This window comes from Methylomagnum ishizawai (genome assembly GCF_900155475.1).
In the GTDB taxonomy this organism is placed as follows: Bacteria; Pseudomonadota; Gammaproteobacteria; order Methylococcales; family Methylococcaceae; genus Methylomagnum; species Methylomagnum ishizawai_A.
On the sequence record NZ_FXAM01000001.1, the window covers coordinates 1,199,294 to 1,222,391 of the forward strand.

Consider the following 23,098-nt stretch of genomic DNA (forward strand, 5'->3'; position numbering starts at 1 on the left):
CAAGGGTTCCGGGGGGTCGGGCGGGGGTATGATCGGGGCCATGGAAGCGCTGGCCCAACTCGACCTGCTGAACCTCGAACCGTCCGCCAAAACCCGATTGGCGGCGATGATCGCGGCGTTGCAAAGGGCGTCCGCAGCCAAGGACCTCAAGATCCAGGCGCTCACCCTGGAACTCGCCCATTTGCGGCGGATCCGCTTCGGGGTCAAAAGCGAAGCCCTGCCCCAGACCCAGCGCGACCTGTTCCAGGACACCTGGAACGAGGACTCGGCGGCGGTGGAGGCGGAGATCGAGCGCCTGGCCGACGGCGCGGCGGCCCCCGCCGCCGCCAAGCCGAAGCGCGCGGGGGCCGGACGCCAGCCGTTGCCGGACCCCCTGCCGAGGATCGAGCACCGCCACGAACCGGAGGCCTGCCAATGTCCCCGTTGCGGCAACACCGACCTGGTCCTGATCGGCGAGGACGTCACCGAGCAACTGGACGTCGAACCGGCCCGGTTCTTCGTCCACCGCCACATCCGGCCCCAATACGCCTGCCGCCCCTGCGAAACCGTCGCCGCCGCCCCGGTGCCGCCCGCCATCATCGACGGCGGCCTGGCGGCGGTGGGCCTGCTGGCCTGGGTGCTGATCGGCAAGCACGTCGCCCACCTCCCCCTGTACCGCCTGGAACAGATCGCCGCCCGCGACGGGGTGGTCCTGTCGCGCTCGACCCTGGCCGACTGGGTGGGCCGCCTCGGCGTGGCCCTGCAACCCCTGGCGGACCGGCTCGCCTGGCACCTGCGCCGGGGCGGCACGCTCCACGCCGACGAAACCCCGGTGGCGCAACTCGACCCCGGCAGCGGCAAGGCCAAGAAGGCCTACCTCTGGGCCTACCGCAGCAACGACCTGGAACCGGGACCCCGCATCGTCGTGTTCGACTACCGGCCGGGCCGGGGCGGCGGGCACGCGCGGGCGTTCCTCGGCACCTGGCAAGGCCACCTGCGGGTCGACGACTATGCCGGGTACAAGGCGCTGTTCGCCCCGGAACGGGAAGCGGCCCCGCCCTGCGTCGAACTGGGCTGCTGGGCCCATGCGCGGCGCAAGTTCTTCGAACTCCACCAAGCCAACCAAAGCCCCATGGCCCTGGAGGCGTTGCGGCGCATCGGCCAGCTCTACGCCGTCGAAGCCGAGGCCCGGTCGCTGGACATCCCGGCCCGCCAGCGGCTGCGGGCCGAACGCGCCCTGCCGGAACTGGAGTCCCTGCGCGCCTGGCTGGCCGAGACCCGCGCCCGCACCGCCCCGGGCACCGGGGCCGCCAAGGCGCTGGACTACACCCTGAAACGCTGGCCCGCCCTCGTCCGCTATGCCGAGACCGGCGATTTGCCCGTGGATAACAATCCAGTGGAGAACGCCATCCGCCCCATCTCCGTCGGGAAAAAGAATTGGTTGTTCGCCGGTTCCGAACGGGCCGGCCAACGCGCCGCCTCCATCCAGACCCTGCTCGGCACCGCCAAACTCAACGGGCTCGACCCCGCCGCCTGGCTGCGGGACACCCTCGCAAAACTTCCCGCCTGGCCCAACAGCCGCATCGACGAGTTACTGCCGTTCCACACCCAGATACCCCAGGCATAGGCCGAGCAATCAGGACAGGTGGTAGCGCTGGACGCTTACGAACGGCTGGCACCGGGTCAGTCTGATCTGATTGCGCCTACCAGTTCTTGGCCCTGGGAATCTTCTTCTTGGTGGCCGGTATCTTCGCCGGGGCGGATGCCCTGAACTGCTGGGGTTTGTTTCGCGTGGTGTTCCCACCTTTCGGTTGTATCAATAATCGGCCTGTTGTTAAATAAATAACACACTTTGTGTATCTCTGAGGAACGGATCGGGTATAGGTCTTGCCAGGCGGGATGTGTAGGGCCAGTACTGGAATTTGGTCGGGAGTTGATAACGCTTGGCTTGCGGGGCTTGATTTGAGGGTGTGTCCATGTGGACACGGGAGGTTTTCGTATTTGCAGAGCGGCTTTCCGGCCTGCCGTTTCGGTTTGCCGGATGGAGCTTGATGCCGCTTGGAGAAAGGGGGGCGAAGGCCGGTGATGGGGGTGGGTTGGCGGGTTACGCCGAATCCATGCCCGACGAGGAAATTCTGCGGCAGTTGCTCTGGTGCTGAGCCAGGAGCGAACCGCTAAGGTTTGAAATGCAGTTCGGCGGGGGCCTGTCCATATGGACACAGAAGAAGGCTCCCTTCGGGGGGGGGTCAAGCCTGCTTCTTGAACGGAACCACTTCCGCGCCTTGCTTGAGTCCATCCAGGTAATCCGCCCAAGCCTGCATCATCTTCCGCCGCTCCGGCAGGTGCGCCGTGCGGTTGTAGGCCCGCCCGAGCGGGTCCCGGACGGAGTGGGCCAACTGATGCTCTATGAAACCCGGGCGGAACCCCAGCACTTCATCCAAGACCGTGCGGGCCAGAGCCCGGAACCCATGGACGGTGATTTCCTCCTTGCCGAACCCCATTCGGCGCAACGCCGCCAGTAAGGCCACGTCCGACATGGGGCGGGAACCGTTGGGCGTCCTGGCCGAAGGGAAAACGTAGCGCCCATGTCCGGTCAAGGGTTGGAGTTCGCGCAGAATCTCCAGGGCTTGGGTCGCCAAGGGCACGATGTGCTGGGTTTTGGTCTTGGGGGCGGTATAGCGCCATTCGGCGGCTTCAAGGTCGAAGTCGGCCCATTCGGCTTGCCGTAGCTCGCCGGGGCGCACGAAGAACAAAGGGGCCAGCCGAAGGGCGCAATGCACGGGCAGCGTGCCTTGGTAGGCGTCTATGGCCCGTAGCAACTCGGCAATCTGCTTGGGTTCGGTCACAGCCGCGAAATGCTGCCCTTTGGCAGGGGGCAACGCCCCTTTCAGGTCGCCGGAGGGGTCGCGCTCGGCCCGCCCGGTCGCCACGGCATAGCGGAAAACCTGCCCACAGTTCTGCATGGCCCGATGGGCGGTTTCAAGGGCACCACGGCTTTCGATTCGGCGAAGCACGGTCAGGAGTTCCGGGGCCTTGATGTCTGCTATCGGACGCCCGCCCAGCCAGGGGAAAATGTCCCTCTCCAACCGCCTGATAATGCGCTCTCCATGGGCTGATGCCCAGTTGGAGGAGTGCTTGGCATACCACTCGCGGGCTACCACTTCAAAGCTGTTCGCCGCCCGGTCGGCTTGCGCGGCCTTCTGCGCTTTCTTCTGTTCGCCGGGGTCCACGCTGTTCGCCAGCAGTTTGCGGGCCTCGTCGCGCTTCTGCCGGGCTTGGGCAAGGGTGGTCTCGGGGTACACGCCAAAGGCCAGCCGCTTTTCCTTGCCGCCAAAGCGGTACTTGAGACGCCAGTAGCGGGAGCCGTTGGGCATGACTTCAAGGTAAAGCCCTTTCTCGTCGGACAGCCTGTAGGGCTTGTCCTTCGGCTTGGCGTTCTTGCAAGCGGTGTCGGTCAGCATGGGGCACTCCGTCCAAGGTTCTCGCGGGTTGCGGCCTTTGGGGGCATCGGAGGTGGGGGCACACGCATATGCCCCTGGAGATGCCCCCTTATGCCCCCGGATTCCATAGGAACGCTTGGGGCATCTTTGGACGAATTATAAATGAAAAAGCCCGCGTGGAGCGGGCTTTAGGGACTTGTTAGGTTGTCCTAGGAACACTAATTGGTGGAGGTGGCGGGAATTGAACCCGCGTCGCACTCCTACGGCCAACCTATTGAATTCCCGAACGGCAAAGAGCCAGCGGTGCTGGAAATCATGGGAAATCGTCTCACCTAAACGGCTCACGTTTTCGTCCCACAGGGTAGCGCCCAACCGGGCTTGCTGCAACTTCATGTAGGCGTTCATCATCGGCCCGATGGCCCTGTTAAACTCCGCCGCAGTCCCGGATTGCGCCATATACGCCATGCCATTAAAAGCTCTCAGATTCTTCAACCTCTGCTGGGTTGCTCTGCTCGCAGGCTGCGCCACCCCACACACCCATGATAGCGATCGGCTCACCTCCCCCTTCCGGGTCGGGATCAGTGGCGATTATCCGCCGTTCTGCCTCCGCGCATCCGACCCCGCCGCAAGCCTGGGCTACCAGGGCTTCGACCTCGACCTGTTGCAGCGACTGACCCGCGACCTGGATTTGCCACAGGCCCAGCCCGTGCAGTTCCAGTGGCCGAACCTCGCGCAAACCCTGGCCGGAAACCGCGTGGACCTGGCCGTTTGCGGCATCACGGTCCGCCCCGACCGGGCGCGGGCCATGATCTTCACCCGGCCCTATGCCGTCAGCGGCGCGGTCGCCGTCCTGCCCCGCCGGGATGTTGCCCGTTTCAAGACCTTGGCCGATTTGGACCAACCGGGCGTCCGGCTGGGCGCCAACACGTCAATGCCGGTGGCCATCTGGAACGGGTCGCCCGCGCCCATTTTCCTCGGGCCATCCTCCAAAGCACCCGCAACAATCTGGAACTGCGTAGCTTGCTGGAAACCGGGCGCGTCGATGCCGTGATCTCGGATACCCTCGAAGCCGCCACCTGGGACGATGTCGCTTTGCTCGGGCCGTTCACCCAGGACCGCAAGGCCATGGCGCTGCCGCTCGACCATGTGGAATTGCGTGACCGCATCGACGATTGGCTGGCGGCCCGCGAGACCGATGGCTGGCTTCCGCAACAGCGCCAGGCGCTCGGCGCTCAAGCCGCAATGGCCCCGGAACAAGTCTGCGCCGAAGCGATTTCGGCCAACCTGAGTCAGCGCTTCTCGCTGATGCCGTGGGTGGCCGCCGTGAAGCGCCGCGAGAGCTTGCCGATCATCGACCCGGCGCAGGAAGCCAAGGTCTTGGCGCAGGCCCGCGCAATGGCCGCCCGCGAGGGATTGCCGGAAAACGAAGCGGCGCGGCTGTTCACTGTGTTGATGGAACTCTCGAAGTCGATCCAGGCACGGAATGGGAACGCCGAAGCGGAAGGTCTCGGCCTTCCCGAACTGCGGCTCGCTGTGGCGGGCGTGAGCAGCGCCTTGCTGCCCGAAATCCGGCGCTATGTCGGCATCTTGGCCGATCATTCCGAAATGCTGGAAACCACCCTCCGGCACGACCTGGGCGAGTGGCTGGATGCAGATAAGGTCGGGTCACTGTTGGAGGTGCTGCCGCCTCGGGCGTTTGGTTCGCTGAAGTCCAAGCCTAGGCGCGCTGTTCAATAGGCCGGGGCAAGGCGAGATCGTGCACCGCCTCCCAGTGCCAAGTGTTGAACCCGGGCGAGCCGACGATTTCAAACCGCAGCAGGTCCAGGCCGTCAACCCGGAGACAGCGCTTGTATTCGGCATAGGCGTCAGGGTCGGCGAACACCTGCTGGAACAGGGCTTGACCATACCCCGCGATCTTCCCAGCCTCCGCCCATGCCTTCTCCGCTTTAAGGAAGGGATAGCGCAGATGATCTCGAAATACCATTCCAAATCCCGCTCGTCCTCGGCGCAATTGCGAGGCCATTAACCCAGGCCGCCCAAAATCCGCTCGGCCTCCGCCCAGGGCAATCGACGCTTGTTTTCCCGCATTCGCCTGAGCGCGGCCAACGCTTCATCGACGGTGAGCAACCCCTCCTCGACCATGGCCCGAAGCAGCCAGATCGTGCCCATGGCCGGAACATTCTCCTGATTCGCGACGGACTTAAGCGCCTGGTCTCCCGTCAGCAGCGGACAGCCTTCCTGCTTGGCGAGGGCCAAGGCTAGATAGTCATTGGAACTGGGTCCCGTGCCATATCGGGAAGGCAGTGAATAGGCGTACTCGATGTATTCAGCTGATACTTCCAAAACGAGCAACCCATTTCCTTCCAGCCCTGGGCTACCCGGTTCGATTTCTTCCCAATAGAGGATATCGGGCACGCCGAAGCGCATTGGAAGGCGGAAGAACGTGGTCATCAACTGCCCAGCCTCCATGTCGATAAGGATGTTGGCATCACTGATGAGCAGCAGCATCCGTCGGCTCCATCTGCCGTTGCTTGTGGAACAGCATCAACGGGATGCCCAGCAATTCGGCCGCCTTAGATTCGGACAAGTATTGCTCCCCCAGCGCCCTGTAGGCCCATTGCTCGAAAAGCCGTGGATGCTCGCGCGGCACCTGTTCGCCCGGCTCTTCGCGGCGCCAGCCCTTGGCCGAGAAGCGCCTCCACAGGGAAAGGTGCGTCGCTTCGGCGATCACGCCGCATTGCTTGGCGCGTTGCAGCCATCCCGCCATGCTCAGCCCGAATTCATGCTTGAGGGCGAAAAGCTCCGGCCATTCCAGGTTGCGCCGCGACTGACCCAGGGCCTGGATGACGGCCGATTTCGGGGCCAGGAAAGCCCCGGCGAAACGGTCGCACGCTTGCTCCTCGTCGATCCCCGGAGCCAAGCGTCCGGCGAGCAATGAATGGCCTAGCTCATGGGCCAGGGTAAACCGCTGCCTATCCCCACGCCAGCGGGAGGATACCGCGATCACGGGGTAAGCGCGCCCATCGGAAGCGCGGGCCGTCGCCGTCAATCCCGAGAACCCTGGGTTCTCCTCATCGACGGCGATCACTAGGAGGCCAAGGGTTTCCAGGGTATCGGTCAGGTCGGCGATGGGGTTGAGACCGAGCTTCCAAGCCTCCCGAACCTGGTCCGCGCAGGCTTCGAGGTCATCCAGGGTTTCAATGCGCTGGGACAAACCGGCGGGAGGCTCGAAACGCAAGATGGGCGATTCAGGAAAAACCCCCAATAACTCCACCCGCTTTTCGACCATTTCGACAACTTTGATCTTGAGCGCCTCCTGCGCCGTTTTTCCGAACGACGCCAAACGGCGGAACTCGGGATCGACCAGTTCGACGTCGTGGGTGCGGAAGAAATATTCCGTGCGGATGCTGCAAGCCCTGGCCAGCTTGAGCAGTTGCGAAGAAGTGGGGGTCAGAAGTCCCTTTTCATACTTCTGGATGGCGGTGTGGGTAACCCCAAGGTGTTCGCCCAACGCGCCCAGGGTAAGGCCCGCGGCGAGCCGGGCTTGGCGGATGCGGGTGCCGATCATAGCGGTTTCCGGTTTAAAAATTTTTGGGAATTATAAAGCTTTTAAACCGAAGGAATGGTGGATTAGAAAAATGCCAGCCCTGGGGAAAGGGATCGCCGTGGCACCCTTCTAATTCATCATGCGAATGTGCCATTTGCAGATGAGTGGATCATTGCACCCGAAGCGTGTTCGGACATAAACCAAGCCTTCCATGCTTCCGACCTCAGTTCGTATCGAACACCGCCACGATATCAGGGGCGTCCAATAGGTTGTCGGTCCAGGCTTCCAATTGCTCGATACCGGCTTCCGCGATCCGAAGCTGGACCTCTTCACCCAGCGGGCCGAAACGCTTGCCAAGCAGGCGCAGGAGCAAGGCTTGGGCTTCTTGCCGACGCCCTTCCTGACGCCCTTCGCCGTAGACATCCTGGTAAAAACGGGTTTGCTTGAGTTCGATGTCTTGTATGCCGACCACCGCTTGATCTCCCCGCGGGTAAGTTTGGGTAGTTTGTAGACCAGGATGATTTCGATCAAATCCAGCCATTCTTTCATAGGCAAGGGCGGTGCCGGTTGCGCGGCCATGCGCCTATACACACCTGCCTCTCCAACGTGAAATAATCCCCTCATAGATTCTAATTACCGCCTAGTCGAGCCGGGCTTTCGACCGGGCGAAGTGGTTCCCTCTACCAAGATCAGGAGGTTTGCCATGGCCCATTCCCACACTCGCGGGGCCGAGTTGCTCACGCACGCCCTGACGCCTTCCATCGATTTGGCGCGGTTGGTTGAACTGCTCTGCGAAAGCTTAACCACCCTTGGCGGCGTGCCGGGCGGTTTCCTGACTTTCCAGAACAGCCAGGCCAAGTTCAACGTCGCCGAGGTGCTGAATCGCCTGGAAACCCTGCCGGAATTCACGCGGCTTTGCCAAGGCGGGGACGACGCCGGATTCCTCCGGTTAGCCAAGGCGCCCTCGGGCTACGCCAGCGCCAAGATGGGCAGCCTGCTCGCGCCCGGCACCGAGAAACGCGCCAGCGCTGCCTTGGACCGCTTGCGCACAATCTTCGGCGAAGCGCTTGACCGGGGACTGTCCATGGAGCCCGCCGGTGCTTTGTGCTTCGAGTCGTTGGAAGCCCTGCTCGAAGCACTGCACAGCAAACTGGGCATCAAAGCCACGGCACCCCCCAGACTCGCCACCGTCCACGCCGTGGGTTTCGCCGCGAGGAACCGCAAGCCCGCCGAACGCTCCGGGGATGTAGCCCGGGTGATTTCAGCGGTGGAAACCGTCCAGGCCGGTTCTTGGTTCAAGGATTTTCAAAAAGGGATCGCCAACCATTTCCGCAACAACGACCACGATGACGACGAGATCGACCCGATCCTCGACGCCATCCAGGAACAACGGGGCATGCCCGGCTCCGAAATCCATCGCTTCGAATCCTTCCTGGCCGATGAGGCGCTGTCCCGTGTCCGACTGCGGGTCGGTTTCGGATTGATGCGGGCGCTGGCCGAGAAAAGCGGCCATCCCGGTTTCATGGGCTATGTGTCCCGCGCCATCGGGGGGTTCGAGCGCTTCGCGAGCCTGTGCGGGGAAGACCTCGAATTGGATGCCAGCGCGGCCTACGGCCAGTCGAGCGTGGTCCGGTTCGGGGAGTTCCTGCGCAATTCCGCCGCCTATCGCGCCCTGCCGGTCTGGGCTTGGTGGACCACCCAGTTTTTCGAGACGGTCGATCAATCCGACGGCGGGTTCACGGCGCGCCGGGAGGTGTGCTATCGGTTCACCGTGAACGGCACGGTCCCCGAGACCGGGAAATGTGCCTTCGAGTCCCGGCTGGACCGGATCGAAAAGCGGCTCTGCGACCCCGATGCCAAAAACAAGGGCGCAAGTTGTAAAACCGCCCTGGCCCAATTGGTTTTCCTGCGCTTGGCGATTCCCGCTGGGGTCGATGATCCCCATTCCTTCGATATCCGCCGCGAAGCCGAGGACTTGGCCGCGCGGCTGAAAACCGACCCCTTGAACACCGTCCGCGCTCTCTTGCATGAACTCAGGCACCGGATTCCCGAGGTGACGGAATTCGCCAAGGCCTTGATCGACACGATCAAGACCAACCCGGATTTGATCGAGAACACCCACCGCAAGCTGGGCAGGTTGTGTGTGTCCATCCACAGGCAGGCGGTGGACTGGCCCAAGTTGATGGCGGCCTCGAACTTTTCGACCGGGGATATGCTCGCCCGGCCCGATGCGGATTCGGACTTCGAAAAATCCACCTGGCTCAAATATCTCGAAGTGACCCCGAACGTGGTGGAACACACGGGTTCCCTAGTGTCCTTTCCGGTGGATACTCATCTGGACGAACGCTCCTTGACCCTGACCGGGGAAAAACGCGACCTGTCGGTGTCCCGCCTCGCCGGACCCAAGGCGTTGGCGGTGCGGGTCATTCCCCTGAAACCGAACAAGGCCGGTACCGGGTGGAGCTTATCGGACAAGTTCACCGGGGAATTCGATGGCCTGCCGGGTGCCGTGATTGGCTATGACCGGCATAGCTTGATGCTCCAGAAGCCCAAGAAATACCAGGATAAGACCGTCCTGGAACAAGCCAGGGCGGCCAAAGGGGTGGCATTCGCGCTGCTGTCCTACACCTTCCTGCTCGAACTGGGGCGCAGCTTGGGCAGGCGGGCGGACTCCGAAAACCCGGCCCTGTATATGCTCCGCCTGCAACCAGGCGGCAAGCAATCCAAGGAACCCGACGGCAACGACACCGTCTATGCGGCCTGCCATGCCATCGAATTGGCCTTGGCCCGGGATTTCAACGTCCGCATGCAGGGACTCGATACCGACGGGGACCAAGACACCCTGTTCTTCCGCAAGCGCAACAGCCTGGCCGCCCTACGGGCCGGTGCGCCGCTCAGGATCAGCGGGGATGGCGTCGTGGATCGCCTGTCGATCCTGACCTATTCGACGCGCCCTTGCGATAGCCACCCCGATTTTCCGGGAACCGAAAAATTCCTCCTGGTGGTCCGCAGATACGATGCCCGGCAACAAGAAGGCTGGATGGATATCCAGGCCGGACGCACCAAGACCTTCGTGATGGAGGGCACCGGGGAATTCTGGGATCCCACCCCCGTCCTCGAAGAGATCGCGGATATCGAGCGGTCGGGCGGACGGCATGTCGCGCTGCTTTCCCACCATTACGGCAACCGCCATATTGGCCGGGCCTCGGAACGCCACGCCCCGCATTCCAGCCGGGATTTCCTGGAATCGGTCTGCGGCAAGTTCCCGGAAGTCTGCCTTTATCCCCTCCGGCGCGATGTGTTCCCGGCGACCCGGCTCCGAACGCGCCGGGGCGGGGAAAGCGGATTCGAGGTGGCGGATTTCAAAGGGCACGGCGGGATGTATGGTCGCCGCGAACTCGAACTGCTCCTGGGGTCCGATCCCGCCTACCGGAATTCCCAACCCATCTATACCTTCGCCACCTTGGCGGTAGTGACCGAGCGGGGTCGGCCCCAATCCGGGTTCTGCACCTACTTCTTCGACATGGACAGCCGCTTATCCAACCTGCAATGGTGCGAGGCCGTCCGGCAAAACATCTTAGGCTTAACCCCCGCCACCCAAGCCATCCGCGCCTCCATCCTCGCGGCCCTGCGGGGATTGCATTACCTGGAAAGCGAACGGAGCGCCGACAAGGGCCAAGTCTTGCCGGTCCTGGATGCCTTCGCCTGGGCCAATCCCAGCCAGCAAGGCAGCACGGGCGAATGGAAAGTGGTGTCCAGCCGCCGGGGCGGCGACCTGTGGCTCTCCTTCCCGGCTTTGCTGGGACAAGCCGTCAAGGTCTATCAAAAACCCTCCCACGGCCCGAAATCGCGGGAGGAGCGCTAATGGATGCCCCGGAATTCAAACGCAGGGCGGTGGAATATGGGCGGGCCTACGAAATCTTCGTCAAACGCGGGGTTCTGGCCTGCCTGCTGCAAACTGGCCTCATTCGGCATGACGATCCCCGGTGGGCCGCTTGGCGGAACACTTCCCTAGGCCAGGTCTATTCGGCGGTGCTGAAACAACTGGCATTCGTGGATGAATTCCAAAAGCGGGTATGCATGGGGTTCCTCCGCCACCTGGCAGCCACGGCCTATGGCAACGGCTACACGGCGATGCGCGAATACCTGTCCAGGGTGCCGGGACAACAGAAGCGGCTCGACCTGTCGGTCGTGGCCTTGTGGTGTCCGTTGCAACTGCCCGGCCCCTTGCCGCCGGACGCCGTCGCCGAATCCAAACAAGCGACCGCCCGGGAAATCCACGCGCTGCTGGGCCTAGGCGGCGAACCGGACCCCGCCTTGGTCGGGACGGGCAACCCCGGAAACGCGGATTTCCTGTTGTGGCTGGTGACGGGGCGTGGAGTCAACCATTTGTTGGCACAGGAATATTCGTTCAACGCCCCACCCGGACTCGATGACTTCTATGCCGAGCCGGGGCACTTGACAGAGTTCCTGCGCCATGCCCGGCTCATGGGCAGCCGTGGCGTGTTCTCGATGATATCCGCCGAAGTAGACCGCGAGTATTTCGAGCTTTCGGACGCCATGCGCTTGCATCTGAAGGCCTTCACCAGCGAGGACAAACCCCTCTACAAACTTTGCCAGGCGTCCAGTTACGCCGTCACGACCCTCCGCGAACTGGAGCGCCATGACAGGTTGCAAGGGCCATGCGTGGCGCGGGCGTTGGCCATCACGCCGGATGGTTTGGAAAGTCTGGCGGCTGAATATCACGTCGGAAATTCCAGCATCGATCCCAGGTTCACCCTGATGGACAACCTCGGGCAGGCGTACCGGGCTTCCCGTGCGGCGGGCGCGGCGACCGAGGATGAACTGGTGGAAGAAATCCAGCGGGCCTTCACCCAAACGCTGAGGCGCCTCCCCAGAGCTTTGCGGAAGGGGCTACAGGGACTCGCGCACGCGCCCAAACCCGGACAGGACTATTCGCTCGTGTTCCAGGAAACCATCGAGGATTTCGCGAACCCGATGTCGGTGTATCCGAAAGCGCAGGCACTGGAGTGGGTCGAACCCAACGGGGAACTCGATGCCTACCTGGGCGGGTCCGCCCGAGAAGCGCTCGCCCAGGCCATGGACCAAGCGGCCCCGGCGGACGATGCGCTGTCGCTGCGGGATATTCACGCGGCGGCGGTGATCGCCGGGCTAGCCTCGGCCAAGGTCGGCGAAATCAATGTCATCGGGCTGGTTGGGAATCCCGGCATCGGCAAAACCACCGCCGTGGTGAAACACCTCTCCGGCCATGGCAGCGGCTATTTCTTCGCCTATACCAGCCCACGGGTGGTCATCAACCGGGAGGTCACCGAAAAATTGGCCCGGAAGAAGGATGGCCAACCCGCCGGCATCCTGGCGGTCACGTCCAACTCGGAGATGATCGCCGCCGCCGCGCGTTTCCATCAGCGGCGAGTCGAGCTTGGCTTGGACACACCCCGCGCCGTGGATGGTGCGGTCATGGCCGATGGCGTGGGGAATCTGGCCAAACCCCACGGCAGCCTTTTGGTACTGACGCCCCAGGAAGCCTCCCAGATCGAACGGGAGGTCGCCGGTAGCCGCTACGGCAAGATCATGCTGTCCGAAAGTGAAGACCTGCTCCAGGCGAAACCGGCCACCGGCGTGATGCGCGCCATCGCCAAGGCGGCACGGGAACTCATCCGGCTGAATCCCGCAGTCCGCCGCATGGTGCTGACCTGCGCGACCCAGGGCTTGAAGGACAAGGGCGCACGGGGGACCACGATGGACGCCTTGTCCGAGTTGTTCATCAACCGGGCCGATAGCGGTCCGGCGGCGGTCGCCGAACGCCAGCGGTTCGCGGAGAAAATGCCCACTATCGTGGTCATGGTCGACGAATTGGCGGGGGATGGCGCGGGTGCTTTGTTCGTCCATGGCGTCGCGAAATGGCTGAGGCGGGAATTCATCGACCCGTTTGACGAGCGGGGTTCCCCGTTTACTGTGGTCCTGATCGTCGCCGATGCTTCCCTGAGCAATGAAATGGTGCTGGACCGGTATTTGTCCGCTGGTCACCGGATTCCCGACAAAGTCTTGATCTCCAAATCCCACGGCAAGAAGCCCTTCGCCTTAGCCGCCACCCGCACCGCGATAGGCGACCGCAAACGCCAACCGGTCCTCCACGTGATGACCAATAGCTATCCGGCCCGATCCCTCGCTATCGACTACAAGATCAACCTGACCTCGGCGCGGATACAGGAAAAGCCCAATGGTTCCCTGGAGACCCCGCGCGAAGCGATCAGGCGGACCGTCGACGAAGCCCTGCTCCGGTCGGCGGCGCGTGAAATCGTGGCGGCGCGGATGAAAGGCGCGCGCCAGGTGATCTACTTCGCCCAGGACAAGCAGTTCCTGCGCGAGCTTCAGAACTGGCTGGCCGACGACCCGGAAGCCTCGGGCTGGCCGGGCGGCGAAATCCAGATCATCGACCAGTCGGTGCCCTCGCGCCAACGCGAAAAATTGCTGCAAGAGGAAACCCGCGACCGGATCGCCGTATTCCTGATGACCTCCTCAGGTGCCCGTGGCGTGTCCTTTCCCAGGGCGGACTGGATCATCGCGTCGGTTCCCCGCTTCAACGTTGAATCCTCCCTGATGGAGATCGCCCAGTTGATCTACCGGGGCCGGGGGATGTACCACGACGAAGAAGGACGGGAAGTTTCCGGCGATGATGTTCCCCGCCATTTGGTGATGTTGATCGACGATTACCTGGTACACGATGGCCCGCCCGACCGTCGGCAATGGCTGCGCCAATCCCTCGACTTGATGACCCTTCTCGTGATGCTGAGGTCCACCCTCCTCACCCGAATCACCGGGGATGCGGGCCTCCGGCAGGACCTCGCGCTGGTCCCGGTGGGACGCATCGGCTTCGAGGAAATCGCCAGCCAGATGTGCCAGCATGTCGAGGACTTCCTGCACGAATCCACAACCTGCGTGATGGATAGGCACATGGCGGAGTACGCCGGGCTATTGAAGGCCGCGAGCATGAACTGCACGAAACTTTTCAGCCGTTTCCGCTTGCGGGGGACGGGGCGGGAGGCTTCGGGAACGAAAAGCTTCGCCGAGGAAGGGTTCGCCCGTGGGTATTTCAAGCAGGCCTCGGAGCCGGGGGTCCGCTTGTTGCCCGAGGGCGAAGCCTTGCCGGAAATCCCCGGATACACCTTCTTTTCGGGACCGGCGGTACTGGAAAACTGGGCACACCTCGACAAGCGCGAGGAATTCCAGTTCGAGGGGCATCGGACCGATATTGACGCGATCGCCAGCGATCTCTACGGGCAGCTGAAAACCATCGACGCGACCCAAGGATGCCCATCGAAGCTCAGGATCGCAGCCCACAACCTGCTGCACATCTTCGCGAGGGAGAAGGACCAAGCCGGGAAATCCTATACCACGATCAATCCCCTGAGGTCCGACAATACCTGGATAGCGCTCCCGGCGACCTATCCCCAATTCGTGCATGACGGCATCCACGGGGAATCCGACGAGGATGCGGGCTACCGATGCGGCGCACCCGATATCTGGAAACTCTGCCTGGGCTTGGAGCTTTCATCCCACGGCACGGTGATGCCCCCCATTCCCCTCTACGATGGCAAGCCCTGGGCCGCCGCCGTCGGGCGCACGGATCCCTTGAAGCTCGGAACCGTTTTTGATGACCGATATTTCATGGCTTCCAACGAACTCAATTTGTTGAACGCGCTTTTGTTGATGGACTAGAAATCATCCGCAGGGGATGGCATTGGCACGGATGGGAGGACCGAAGTTCTGGTCCTTGCCAGCTGGGGTGGGGAAGGGGAAGAGTTCAAACGGGCGTGGTGGCTAATCGCACTGGCATTTTTCCATGGACTTTCGCGGAACATGGGAAAGAAATTAGAGGACTTTAGATTACCGTCGAGGAAGATGGCGGCTTTGAAATTTCTTGGAATGGCCAGAACTACTGGATTCCCAAATGGGATCGGAATCCATAAATCAGCAATTCTTCATCAATGCCGAGGGGGGTTACCCGAATGTCGAGATGTTATCAAGCATGTGGCAGCTAAAATGCAAACGTGAATATTCACCTATTTTTGGGACAGACGGAACCGTAAAATCCAAACGGCCTCAGTCTCCCCAGCAATTACCCGGATACATGGCTCATGCTGATGCAGTTTAGAGAAATCATCCAACTCCCCGAAACCGAGCGTGCAAGGCCGGGAATAGGAAAATGCATTAGGCCCTAGGAACCGCCCCGTGCGGTAAGCCATCAACCTCTGGCACCCTGACTGGGCTATCTCTGGATCGCCAATTACCGGCCAAGCGCTTTGGCTGGAAAAAAACAAGAAAACGTCATGGACAGCTTCGAACCGCAAGACCGCTCCATTCATTCCTCCGAAAACCCCGAGCCTTCTACCTCCGAACTCTTTTCGGGCAAATTGACCCTTGCCGAGGCGTTGCAGAAGGTCCGGGCCAAGCTCCTGGATCTTTCCTCGCGGAACCGGTTGTTGAACTACCGCCATCCCCGGGGTAAGTCGATCCAATTCATCGACGCCCCCAACCTCGACTTGGTCTACGTCAAGCTCATCGACGGAAAGGGAATACGTCTCCTGCCGGTCCCGGAACCGCTGCCCGAGGAATATGAGAACAAACGCCCGGACCCCAAAATCCATGCTGCGACCCTCGGGATCAAGGTAGACGTTGAGTTCCCGCCGGAGTGCTGCGCCGACACCACTCACCAGCACACGCCCAAACTGCAAACCCCGTTCTATCCCGATGGCCTCGACAAGCTATGCCGCAAGCTTTCCAGCGAGGCGCGGACCGTCATCGAGGAGACCGGCACCAATATGCTCTATCTCATCCCTGGATTCCTGGAATTCTATGAAAGCGAATCCTCGGAGAAACCGATGCTGGCCCCATTGCTCGCGGTGCCGGTGTCCTTTGAAAAGCAAGGCGTCGATCCCCAAACCCGGACTTGGAAATACGATCTCCGCTTCACCGGCGAGGATTTCCACGAGAACAAAACGCTCAAGGAAAAACTGGGCCAGGACCATTGCTTCCAACTTCCGGAGTTCCAAGAGGACGATCTCCCTAGCACTTATTTCGCGCGTATCCAGGAATCCCTGAGGACCAAGAAGAGATGGCGAGTACGCTATCAATTGACACTGGGGTTCCTTTCGTTCTCGAAGCTCGCCATCTGGGATGATCTCGATCCCGATAAATACCCAGGGTTGCTTTCGAACGAACTGCTGCGCGCGATCTTTTCCGGGAGCGACTCCGGGAAAGGGGGCCATACCTCGGAGGATTATGAGATCGACCGGCATCCGCAGGGCAACATGCTCCTGATCTACGATGCGGATTCCTCCCAGCACAGCGCCATCATCGACGTGATGGACGGCAAGGACATGGTGATCAACGGGCCGCCGGGTACCGGGAAATCCCAAACCATTACGAACATCATCGCTGCGGCGCTCCACGCCGGAAAGAAGGTGCTGTTCGTCTCCGAAAAGATGGCCGCCCTCGAGGTGGTCCGGCAGCGCCTGGACCTGGCCAACCTGGGACATTTCTGCCTCGAACTCCACAGCCACAAGACCAACAAGAAAAAATTGCTGGAGGATTTGCAGGAGCGCATCGACATGCGATTCGCGCCGCCGGCGCAATTCCATGACCGGCTGGCCACCTTGGCGCGCTACAAGCAGGTGCTCAACGGACATGCCGAAATCATGGCTAGCCATTCAGGCAGCCAATTGGGTTTGACAACCCACGATATTTTTTGGAGGACCGAACGGTTAAGGCACAACATCGAAGCGTATGTGCCCATCGTCAATTCCCTGTTCATCGATGAGGCGGTCGGGTGTAACTACGATCGGATCCGGAGCCTCCACGATCGCTTAGGGGCCTTGGGCAAATGCCACCAAGCCATCGTCCACTACGATGCTCGGTACCCTTGGTGGGGTTTCACCCCACAAGGTTTGAAACCCGGCGACGCGCAGGCGATTGAAAACCTCATCCTCGAAGCCGAATCCTTGGCGACTGAACTGCATGGCGCCTTGAACGAACTCCAAGAAAGGACCCGATATCCCCATGAACCCGGCTTGGCGGATATTCCAATTCTCTTGACGAGCATCGAGACCCTGGCTGGACCGCCAGCCCAACTCGATGGCAGGTTGCTTGAACGCCTCACCTCCTCCGATGGCGTCGTACTCAAGGAAAGGCTCGAAGTCCTAGAGGAACTGGTAGAACAGGTTTCCATGGCCAATGGGCTTCTCATGGAAGCCGGCGGAACCTTACCCACCGGATATTCCCCGGGTGAGGCTCTGCTTGAGGACTTGCCGGACGCTATCGCCGCCACGCTCCTCCCCCAAGCGCGTTCGCTTACCCTGGGCCAATTCGATGCCAAGGTGGTGGTCACCCGTCAAACCGCCGAGCGCTTCACACCCCTGGCAGGTAGGGACGGATTCAAGTTCGTCCGTTTCCCGCCCGATTTTTCGGAGGCGTTGGAAACGAGGATGGATGCGGTTTCGCCGATCATGGCTCACAGTCTCCCTCGGTCGCGACTGATGGCGGGAGCCGCCCTTCTCTCCACCGAAGCGGGCCGCCGCAGGGCAGCGCTCTCTCGTATCCGGGTCGTCGCTGATCGGCGTGGGTTCGCATTGGACGATACTCCTCCGGGATTGGCGGCACTTGGCGAGCGGAACCTGATCCCGGGCCTACTTCCGGAGGCCGTGGTCGACGACGCGGTCCTCCAAAGATCGGAGCAATTCGCCAAATGGTTGTTTCCGGATATCCCCCTAGAGGAAATCCACAGGCGCTCCACTGAATTGCGTGCATTGCACGGTCGCCTGTCGAAGTTGATTGGCCGGGCCGAAGAGATCGCCGGGGAACTGGACCTATCCTTCGATACCCGGAAATCCCTCGCCCACATGGCGGTTATCGCCAGCATTGCGGAATCGGCGCCGCTCGAGTTGATGGACTATCGGCGTCCATCCTTTGCGCGGCATGGAGCCATCGACCTACTCAACGATGCCGAACGCCTGCATTCGAACGAACGTTCCAAACGTCAATCCCTGGAGCAGGACTTCTATTTAGAGGATCTTCCAGAAGCGGACTTGTTGAAACAGCACCTGCGCCTATTCAGGGAAGGGGATTCCTGGACCCATATGTTCAGTTCCCGTTGGCGCAGGGCCAAGAAGCAGTTCAGGAGCCTCTGTAAGGACAAGAAGCGCAAGCGCAAGGCCGATGAATACGCCTCCGGCCTCGACGGACTGCTCGGTTGGATTTCCATCCGCATCGCCTTCGAAAACCATGGAGCGTTCAGCGAAGCCTTCGGTCCGTTGTTCAAGGGGGTGGATACCGACTTCACCAAAATCAAGCTGCTCCAAGCCTGGTATTTCCAGAGTTCATCCACCTTGTTGCAGCATTCGGAATTAGCCCAATCCATCGATCTTTCCACCATCGACAGCCTGAGGCTCTCCAGGCTGACCCAATTGGCGCCGGAGATCCAAGACCTCAAGACCGGGTTCGAGGAATGCACCCGGACGGTGGGCCTGCTGCTCGGATCGATCGCGGAAAAGTTCGAGGCACAGTTTGCGAAATCGTCCTTGCAGGAATACGCCGCGAAAGTCCAAGAACTCGCGGTGGGGCTGGGCGTCGTCGCGTCATTCCTGGACGGATTGGTCACCGCCAAGGTCACTCCCCGACAAGCCTTCGAGCTATTGACGGCCAAGCGGGAATTGTCGGGGCTCCAGGAAGATTTCGCCCTCTTGGGAGCCGGGTTCCCGGAATTGAAATCGGAGGCCGAAGCGGTTCTGCCGGGATTTTCCCGGATATCCTGTCAAGGATGGAACGATTACCTGGATACTCTCGAATCCCTGGTCCAATCGATCCACGGGTTATGCGATTTCTCCGAACCCTATGTGGACGACGGCATCGCCATGGGCGACCTCCGGGATTTCGTGGCCCATAAGGAGGCGTTGACGCAGGAACTGGATCGGCTGACGCCCCGGCCTACCACCCTCGCCACCGATTGGCCGGGTTACCTCGCGGAGAGCACCTCACGCCTGGAGTCGTTGGAATCCCTTGCACGGTCCTTGACCGGAGCAGGATCCCAGGACTCCACGCTGGCGGACATCGCGGCCGCCTTGGGAAAAATGCGCGATGCCCACCGGATCGCCAGGGCCATACAGCAAGACCTCACGGCTTCGCGCTTGATCTCGGATTTGTTCAGTGGCGCCCTCCCTCCGACACAACCTTTGGCGGATACCCTGGCTTGGGCCAAGGCGGTGAGGAACAACCCCGCGATAAATGGCACCCCGCTCGGGCGCTCGCTGCTTTCTCCGCGCGCGGCCGAAGAGTACCCGTGGATATTGTCCATGCTCCGCAAAGCGGACGGGTGCCTGGACTCAACCCGGCGAACCTTGTCGGGACTCGGAGCATTCGGCCAGTTCGATTGGCATCACTGGAATGGGCTGGAACGCTCCCCGGAACCTGCCCACTTGGCCAGCGAATTACTGGAGAGGGTAAGCCGCGCCGCGCGGGCCGCCGACGCCCTCACTCCCTGGCACCATTACCATCTCGAAAGGGCAAAGTGTTTGGATCTGGGGCTGGCGCCCTTCGTCGATTTGCTCGAGCGGGAATCACTGACTTCCTCGACGGTCGCGGACGCGTTCGAATTCGTGTGCTACCGCTCCATCGGACGCGCCATTTATCGGGAATTCCCGGAGTTGGAAGGCTTCTCCGGCATCCAGCATGATCAGGGACGTGCCCAGTATGTCGCGCTCGACAAGGAAATCATCGGCCTGACCGGCAAGTGTTTCGCCCACGAAATCGACCGGGCCAAAACGGTCCCTTATGGTATGAACGGCACATCGGTTTCCCAGAAATCCGAAAAATGCCTGCTAGACCACGAACTCAACAAGCAGCGTAAGCACCTGCCCATCCGGCAACTGATCAAACGGGCGGGGCGTGCCATCCAGGCCTACAAACCTTGCTTCATGATGGGGCCGATGTCCGTCGCCCAATATCTCGAGCAGGGCGCCGTGGGCTTCGACCTGGTTGTCATGGACGAGGCCTCGCAGCTTCGGCCGGAGGAAGCCCTGGGAGCCATCGCCCGTGGAACGCAGATCGTGGTCGTGGGCGACCCCAAGCAGTTGCCGCCGACCAACTTCTTCGACCGGTTGACCGACAGCGGGGACGACGACGAGGAAGAAGTGCCCGCCGTGCTCTCGGGTTCGGAAAGCATCCTCGATATTTGCCAGCAGTTGTTCACGCCCGTGCGTACCCTGCGTTGGCATTACCGTTCCCAGCACGAATCCTTGATCTCCTTCTCGAACCACCACTTCTATCAAGGTAAGCTGGTGATCTTCCCCTCCCCGCATGGGACAAACCCCCGCCTCGGCGTGCGCTACCGGTATTGAGTAAGAGCGAGATAAATGGAAGACCGGGCGCGAGATAAATCGAAATGAACCGGAATGATCGAGAACCAAGCGAAACGGGCTGAAAAAGCGAAAACGGCAAACGCTCTGATCCGAGGAGCTAAGGAACCTTCATATACCGCCGGGCGATCTCCAGGATCGACCGCGAATCGGAATCACTGATCCCCAAGAAGGGCCGGGCCGGGATGTCGCCCCACGGGATGGGATGGCCGCGTTTGTCGGCTCCGAACGCGCCCTCCTCCGCGCCGAATTGTTGGGTGGCGGCGTAAATCATTGGCGAACCCACCAGCAGCGTGTTACCCCGCAAGAGATAGGTGATGGTGTGGGCCAGTTGCTTGCTGCGCCCGATCAGCGGCTTTTTGCCCGCTTCCAGCCGCTTGCCTCTGGCGTTGAGCTTGCCTTTCTTGGTTTTTAGCTCTTTCCGGTCGAGGAACCGCGCCATGGTGGTGGCGCTGTTGGGTGCCCAGGGCTGGCCGTCCGGTGCCGTGCCGGTGTCGAAGCGTTGCTTGGTGCTGGCGGCGAGGTCTTCCCCGATCTCGGCCAACATCGGCCTTGGGTTGGCCAGGGCGGTTTCCATCCGCTTGAGGACTTCTTGTACCCGCCGGTCATCGATCTTGACGGCGATCAAGTCGGCCATGGGAAATCCAGGGCCGATCCCCCATTCGCCAGCGCCTCCCGGAGCGCCGCGATGCGGCGGTCGATCTCATCCTTCGGCGTCTTCAACACAAGGTCGCCGTTGTCGTCGATCATCACGATATCCCCGTCGCTCAGTCCCAATTGGATGGCGAGCCATTGGCCGGCATACGGGCCGGATTCGGCGGCGAGCTTGGCATCGGCATCGATCAATTCGGCGACGATGCCCTCGCGCCATGTTTCGAAGTCTTCCGCGTTCATGCGATCCATCCCAGTTGTTTGAACATCGCGTCGATGGCTTCCGCAATGGGGGAAAAATCGTTATCCGCCCATTGGGAATATTGATAAAGGTTTCCGAAACCCCTGGTAAAGAGTATACCCTCCTGCATGGCCTTATTCTGGCCGCGCAAGGCTATATATTGGGAGTATGACCGCGCCCATACTTCTTTCGGGTCGAGCAGGTAATCGCGGAATGGCTCGGATGGAAATTCCGCCAGCCGGGTGATCGCTTCGGATTCTTCCACCGCTGTGATCCACGGCAGCCAGAACGGATCGTCCATATCCCACGCGCCCGCCTTGCCCATCGCCTGCCAGTGCAGGAAGTGGCCGATCTCATGCGCCAAGGTCAGTTCCGGATGCGGGCTGTTTTCGCTGACCGAGATGCTGATGGGCTTTCCATTGAGCAGTGCCCGGAACATGCCGACATCGGTGCGCGAGGAGGTTTTCTTGATCGGTATTTTGGGCAACGCCCCATCCCCATGCACCGAATCCACCGTATCGAGGGCCGCCCGGAGTTGCCCGGCGAATGCCCCGCGCATCGACAGCGCCAAGGCATCCGACACCGGGGTACCGTGCGGCCCGGCTTCCTGCTGGGTGATGGCCTGCTCCAATGCCTTGCCTATTCCTTCTGGATAGGCCCGGTAGTCCGGTTTCCATGGACCATCGCCCGACTTTTGAAACCCATAATCCACGCCGGCCGGGATGATGTGGTCGCGGCCCTCACGGTCGGTATAGGTGTAGGTGGATTCCTTCGGTGCCTTGTCGCGGCCCGGCGTGGGTTCGGCCACGGCGCTCAGGTAGCAATGGCAGCCATAGGCTTTGACGGGCCGGTGCGTTTCGATCCAAGGATCGTCGTGGCGCAGGGTGAGGCCGTTCCAGGAAACATGCAGGGGGCGGTGGTTTTCGGCGGGGCCGATGTTGTACTTGAGATAGGGCCGTGCGGCCCGGAGGTCCGGGTCGGCCAGCTGCGCGTCCCGGCCCCTGGCGTAGCTGGTCAGCATGTTCGTCTCGTAGATCGTCCGGGTGCGGAACGAGGCCGAGCCGTTGTAGGCCCAGCCGTGCTTGGCGGCGATCTTGTCGAACTCCTGGCGGAACCAGTCGATGCCCTGGCCGTCCTCCATGGCGGCCAGGACCGAGCCGTGGAAATCCGCCAGCAAATCCGCCGCCTTGCCATTCGCCACCACGAATGCCCGCTCATGCACCTCCGCCTCCACATCGTCGAAATGCTCGGTCGGGATGTAGTTGCCGCGCTTCTTGCGGAAGAAGTCGATCTGCTCGGCGAACGGGAGCCGGGCGTTGTCGATGCTGAGGGTTTCGGCGTCGGCGTTAAGGGCCATTTCAGCGCACCTGTTGCAGACGTTTGAGCCCTTCGTCCGTGATTTTGAGGTGGGGGCACGTTTTCCCTTTGCGGTATTTGACGAATGGGCTGGGCAATTCCACCGTTTCGACCAGGGCTTCCCGCTCCAATCGATTGGCGACTCCCGGATTCATGGAACTACGCGGCAGCGGTTGTTCGCTGATGTGCCGTAATTCTTCCAACGCATGGGCCGAAAGAGGGTGCGTCTTGCTTCCATTTAATGGTTTTTTCATGGGTTCGTGGCTCTCTAGGCATCATCGTCGATGGATTCGCCACGCTTGATTTCGTTGATATCCCATCCTGGACGTTCTTCCGCCATGATCTGCCGCACTTCTTCTTCGTCTGCGGCGAGAACCGTTGCTTCATTGACTTCGCATGAAAGCTGCGAGCCTATTTTTTCGGTTTTGCTAAACCGGACATGCCATTCGTACAT

The 23,098-nt window shown here is 61.4% G+C and carries 16 protein-coding genes; 6 read left to right on the forward strand and 10 right to left on the reverse strand.

Translation table 11 applies throughout. The features are described from left to right. Positions 1–40 precede the first annotated feature (40 nt). Positions 41–1,606 carry an IS66 family transposase gene (gene tnpC, locus B9N93_RS05320; RefSeq protein WP_085216178.1) on the forward strand — a complete coding sequence of 522 codons (1,566 nt, stop codon included), beginning with the start codon at positions 41–43 and terminating at the stop codon, positions 1,604–1,606. Positions 1,607–2,225: 619 nt separating this feature from the next. Here tnpC and B9N93_RS05330 read toward each other — a convergent pair. Continuing rightward, the gene (locus B9N93_RS05330; RefSeq protein ID WP_085211546.1) at positions 2,226–3,440 is read right to left on the reverse strand and encodes a tyrosine-type recombinase/integrase; all 1,215 of its coding nucleotides are present in this window, start codon (positions 3,438–3,440) and stop codon (positions 2,226–2,228) included. Positions 3,441–3,882: 442 nt separating this feature from the next. Between B9N93_RS05330 and B9N93_RS05340 the strand changes: the two genes are divergently transcribed. Together B9N93_RS05340 and B9N93_RS05345 are read left to right on the forward strand one after the other, a co-directional pair. Then, complete coding sequence (locus B9N93_RS05340) at positions 3,883–4,470, forward strand: transporter substrate-binding domain-containing protein (protein ID WP_176225129.1); 588 nt, start codon at positions 3,883–3,885, stop codon at positions 4,468–4,470. Further along, entirely contained in the window at positions 4,440–5,156 is a 717-nt protein-coding gene (locus tag B9N93_RS05345) for a chorismate mutase (RefSeq protein ID WP_085211552.1), read from the forward strand. The genes B9N93_RS05340 and B9N93_RS05345 overlap by 31 nt, the downstream gene beginning before the upstream one ends. On the opposite strand, the gene B9N93_RS05350 is transcribed toward B9N93_RS05345, so the two are convergent. The 4 genes from B9N93_RS05350 to B9N93_RS05365 all read right to left on the reverse strand — a co-directional run bounded on the left by B9N93_RS05350 (position 5,137) and on the right by B9N93_RS05365 (position 7,438). Continuing rightward, positions 5,137–5,403, reverse strand: a complete 267-nt coding sequence (locus B9N93_RS05350) for a hypothetical protein (protein WP_085211554.1) — start codon at positions 5,401–5,403, stop codon at positions 5,137–5,139. The genes B9N93_RS05345 and B9N93_RS05350 overlap by 20 nt on opposite strands. Before the next feature lie 38 nt (positions 5,404–5,441). Next, positions 5,442–5,927, reverse strand: a complete 486-nt coding sequence (locus tag B9N93_RS05355) for a PIN domain-containing protein (protein WP_085211556.1) — start codon at positions 5,925–5,927, stop codon at positions 5,442–5,444. Then, positions 5,908–6,987 (reverse strand): helix-turn-helix domain-containing protein, encoded by a 1,080-nt coding sequence (locus B9N93_RS05360; RefSeq protein WP_085211558.1) that lies wholly within the window; start codon positions 6,985–6,987, stop codon positions 5,908–5,910. Before B9N93_RS05360 ends, B9N93_RS05355 begins: the two co-directional genes overlap by 20 nt. Positions 6,988–7,189: 202 nt before the next feature. Continuing rightward, positions 7,190–7,438, reverse strand: a complete 249-nt coding sequence (locus tag B9N93_RS05365; protein WP_176225130.1) for a DUF4351 domain-containing protein — start codon at positions 7,436–7,438, stop codon at positions 7,190–7,192. Between the two features lie 231 nt (positions 7,439–7,669). Between B9N93_RS05365 and B9N93_RS05370 the strand changes: the two genes are divergently transcribed. The 3 genes from B9N93_RS05370 (at position 7,670) to B9N93_RS05380 (ending at position 20,378) form a co-directional block, all read left to right on the forward strand. Continuing rightward, the gene (locus tag B9N93_RS05370) at positions 7,670–10,831 is read left to right on the forward strand and encodes a hypothetical protein (RefSeq protein WP_085211561.1); all 3,162 of its coding nucleotides are present in this window, start codon (positions 7,670–7,672) and stop codon (positions 10,829–10,831) included. After that, positions 10,831–14,706 (forward strand): helicase-related protein, encoded by a 3,876-nt coding sequence (locus B9N93_RS05375; RefSeq protein WP_085211563.1) that lies wholly within the window; start codon positions 10,831–10,833, stop codon positions 14,704–14,706. The genes B9N93_RS05370 and B9N93_RS05375 overlap by 1 nt, the downstream gene beginning before the upstream one ends. A gap of 611 nt (positions 14,707–15,317) precedes the next feature. Beyond that, on the forward strand, positions 15,318–20,378 hold the full coding sequence (locus tag B9N93_RS05380) for a DUF4011 domain-containing protein (RefSeq protein ID WP_085211565.1): 5,061 nt from the start codon (positions 15,318–15,320) through the stop codon (positions 20,376–20,378). Between the two features lie 118 nt (positions 20,379–20,496). On the opposite strand, the gene B9N93_RS05385 is transcribed toward B9N93_RS05380, so the two are convergent. The 5 genes from B9N93_RS05385 to B9N93_RS05405 are packed head-to-tail and all read right to left on the reverse strand — an operon-like array spanning position 20,497 to position 23,098. Continuing rightward, entirely contained in the window at positions 20,497–21,033 is a 537-nt protein-coding gene (locus tag B9N93_RS05385; RefSeq protein WP_085211567.1) for a phage virion morphogenesis protein, read from the reverse strand. Continuing rightward, entirely contained in the window at positions 21,021–21,290 is a 270-nt protein-coding gene (locus B9N93_RS05390) for a hypothetical protein (RefSeq protein ID WP_085211570.1), read from the reverse strand. Before B9N93_RS05390 ends, B9N93_RS05385 begins: the two co-directional genes overlap by 13 nt. Further along, the gene (locus B9N93_RS05395) at positions 21,287–22,645 is read right to left on the reverse strand and encodes a phage head morphogenesis protein (RefSeq protein WP_085211572.1); all 1,359 of its coding nucleotides are present in this window, start codon (positions 22,643–22,645) and stop codon (positions 21,287–21,289) included. Before B9N93_RS05395 ends, B9N93_RS05390 begins: the two co-directional genes overlap by 4 nt. Before the next feature lies 1 nt (position 22,646). Continuing rightward, the gene (locus B9N93_RS05400; protein WP_125468848.1) at positions 22,647–22,898 is read right to left on the reverse strand and encodes a hypothetical protein; all 252 of its coding nucleotides are present in this window, start codon (positions 22,896–22,898) and stop codon (positions 22,647–22,649) included. 14 nt (positions 22,899–22,912) lie between these two features. Next, a complete protein-coding gene (locus B9N93_RS05405; protein WP_085211578.1) occupies positions 22,913–23,098 on the reverse strand; it encodes a hypothetical protein in 186 nt (61 codons plus the stop codon).

What these genes read in the sequence shown, in the direction of transcription:
- tnpC (WP_085216178.1), top strand. Translation starts at nt 41, where the DNA reads ATGGAAGCGCTGGCCCAACTCGACCTGCTGAACCTCGAACCGTCCGCC.
- B9N93_RS05330 (WP_085211546.1), bottom strand. Translation starts at nt 3,440, where the DNA reads ATGCTGACCGACACCGCTTGCAAGAACGCCAAGCCGAAGGACAAGCCC.
- B9N93_RS05340 (WP_176225129.1), top strand. Translation starts at nt 3,883, where the DNA reads ATGCCATTAAAAGCTCTCAGATTCTTCAACCTCTGCTGGGTTGCTCTG.
- B9N93_RS05350 (WP_085211554.1), bottom strand. Translation starts at nt 5,403, where the DNA reads ATGGTATTTCGAGATCATCTGCGCTATCCCTTCCTTAAAGCGGAGAAG.
- B9N93_RS05355 (WP_085211556.1), bottom strand. Translation starts at nt 5,927, where the DNA reads ATGCTGCTGCTCATCAGTGATGCCAACATCCTTATCGACATGGAGGCT.
- B9N93_RS05360 (WP_085211558.1), bottom strand. Translation starts at nt 6,987, where the DNA reads ATGATCGGCACCCGCATCCGCCAAGCCCGGCTCGCCGCGGGCCTTACC.
- B9N93_RS05370 (WP_085211561.1), top strand. Translation starts at nt 7,670, where the DNA reads ATGGCCCATTCCCACACTCGCGGGGCCGAGTTGCTCACGCACGCCCTG.
- B9N93_RS05375 (WP_085211563.1), top strand. Translation starts at nt 10,831, where the DNA reads ATGGATGCCCCGGAATTCAAACGCAGGGCGGTGGAATATGGGCGGGCC.
- B9N93_RS05380 (WP_085211565.1), top strand. Translation starts at nt 15,318, where the DNA reads ATGGACAGCTTCGAACCGCAAGACCGCTCCATTCATTCCTCCGAAAAC.
- B9N93_RS05385 (WP_085211567.1), bottom strand. Translation starts at nt 21,033, where the DNA reads ATGGCCGACTTGATCGCCGTCAAGATCGATGACCGGCGGGTACAAGAA.
- B9N93_RS05390 (WP_085211570.1), bottom strand. Translation starts at nt 21,290, where the DNA reads ATGAACGCGGAAGACTTCGAAACATGGCGCGAGGGCATCGTCGCCGAA.
- B9N93_RS05395 (WP_085211572.1), bottom strand. Translation starts at nt 22,645, where the DNA reads ATGGCCCTTAACGCCGACGCCGAAACCCTCAGCATCGACAACGCCCGG.
- B9N93_RS05400 (WP_125468848.1), bottom strand. Translation starts at nt 22,898, where the DNA reads ATGAAAAAACCATTAAATGGAAGCAAGACGCACCCTCTTTCGGCCCAT.
- B9N93_RS05405 (WP_085211578.1), bottom strand. Translation starts at nt 23,098, where the DNA reads ATGTACGAATGGCATGTCCGGTTTAGCAAAACCGAAAAAATAGGCTCG.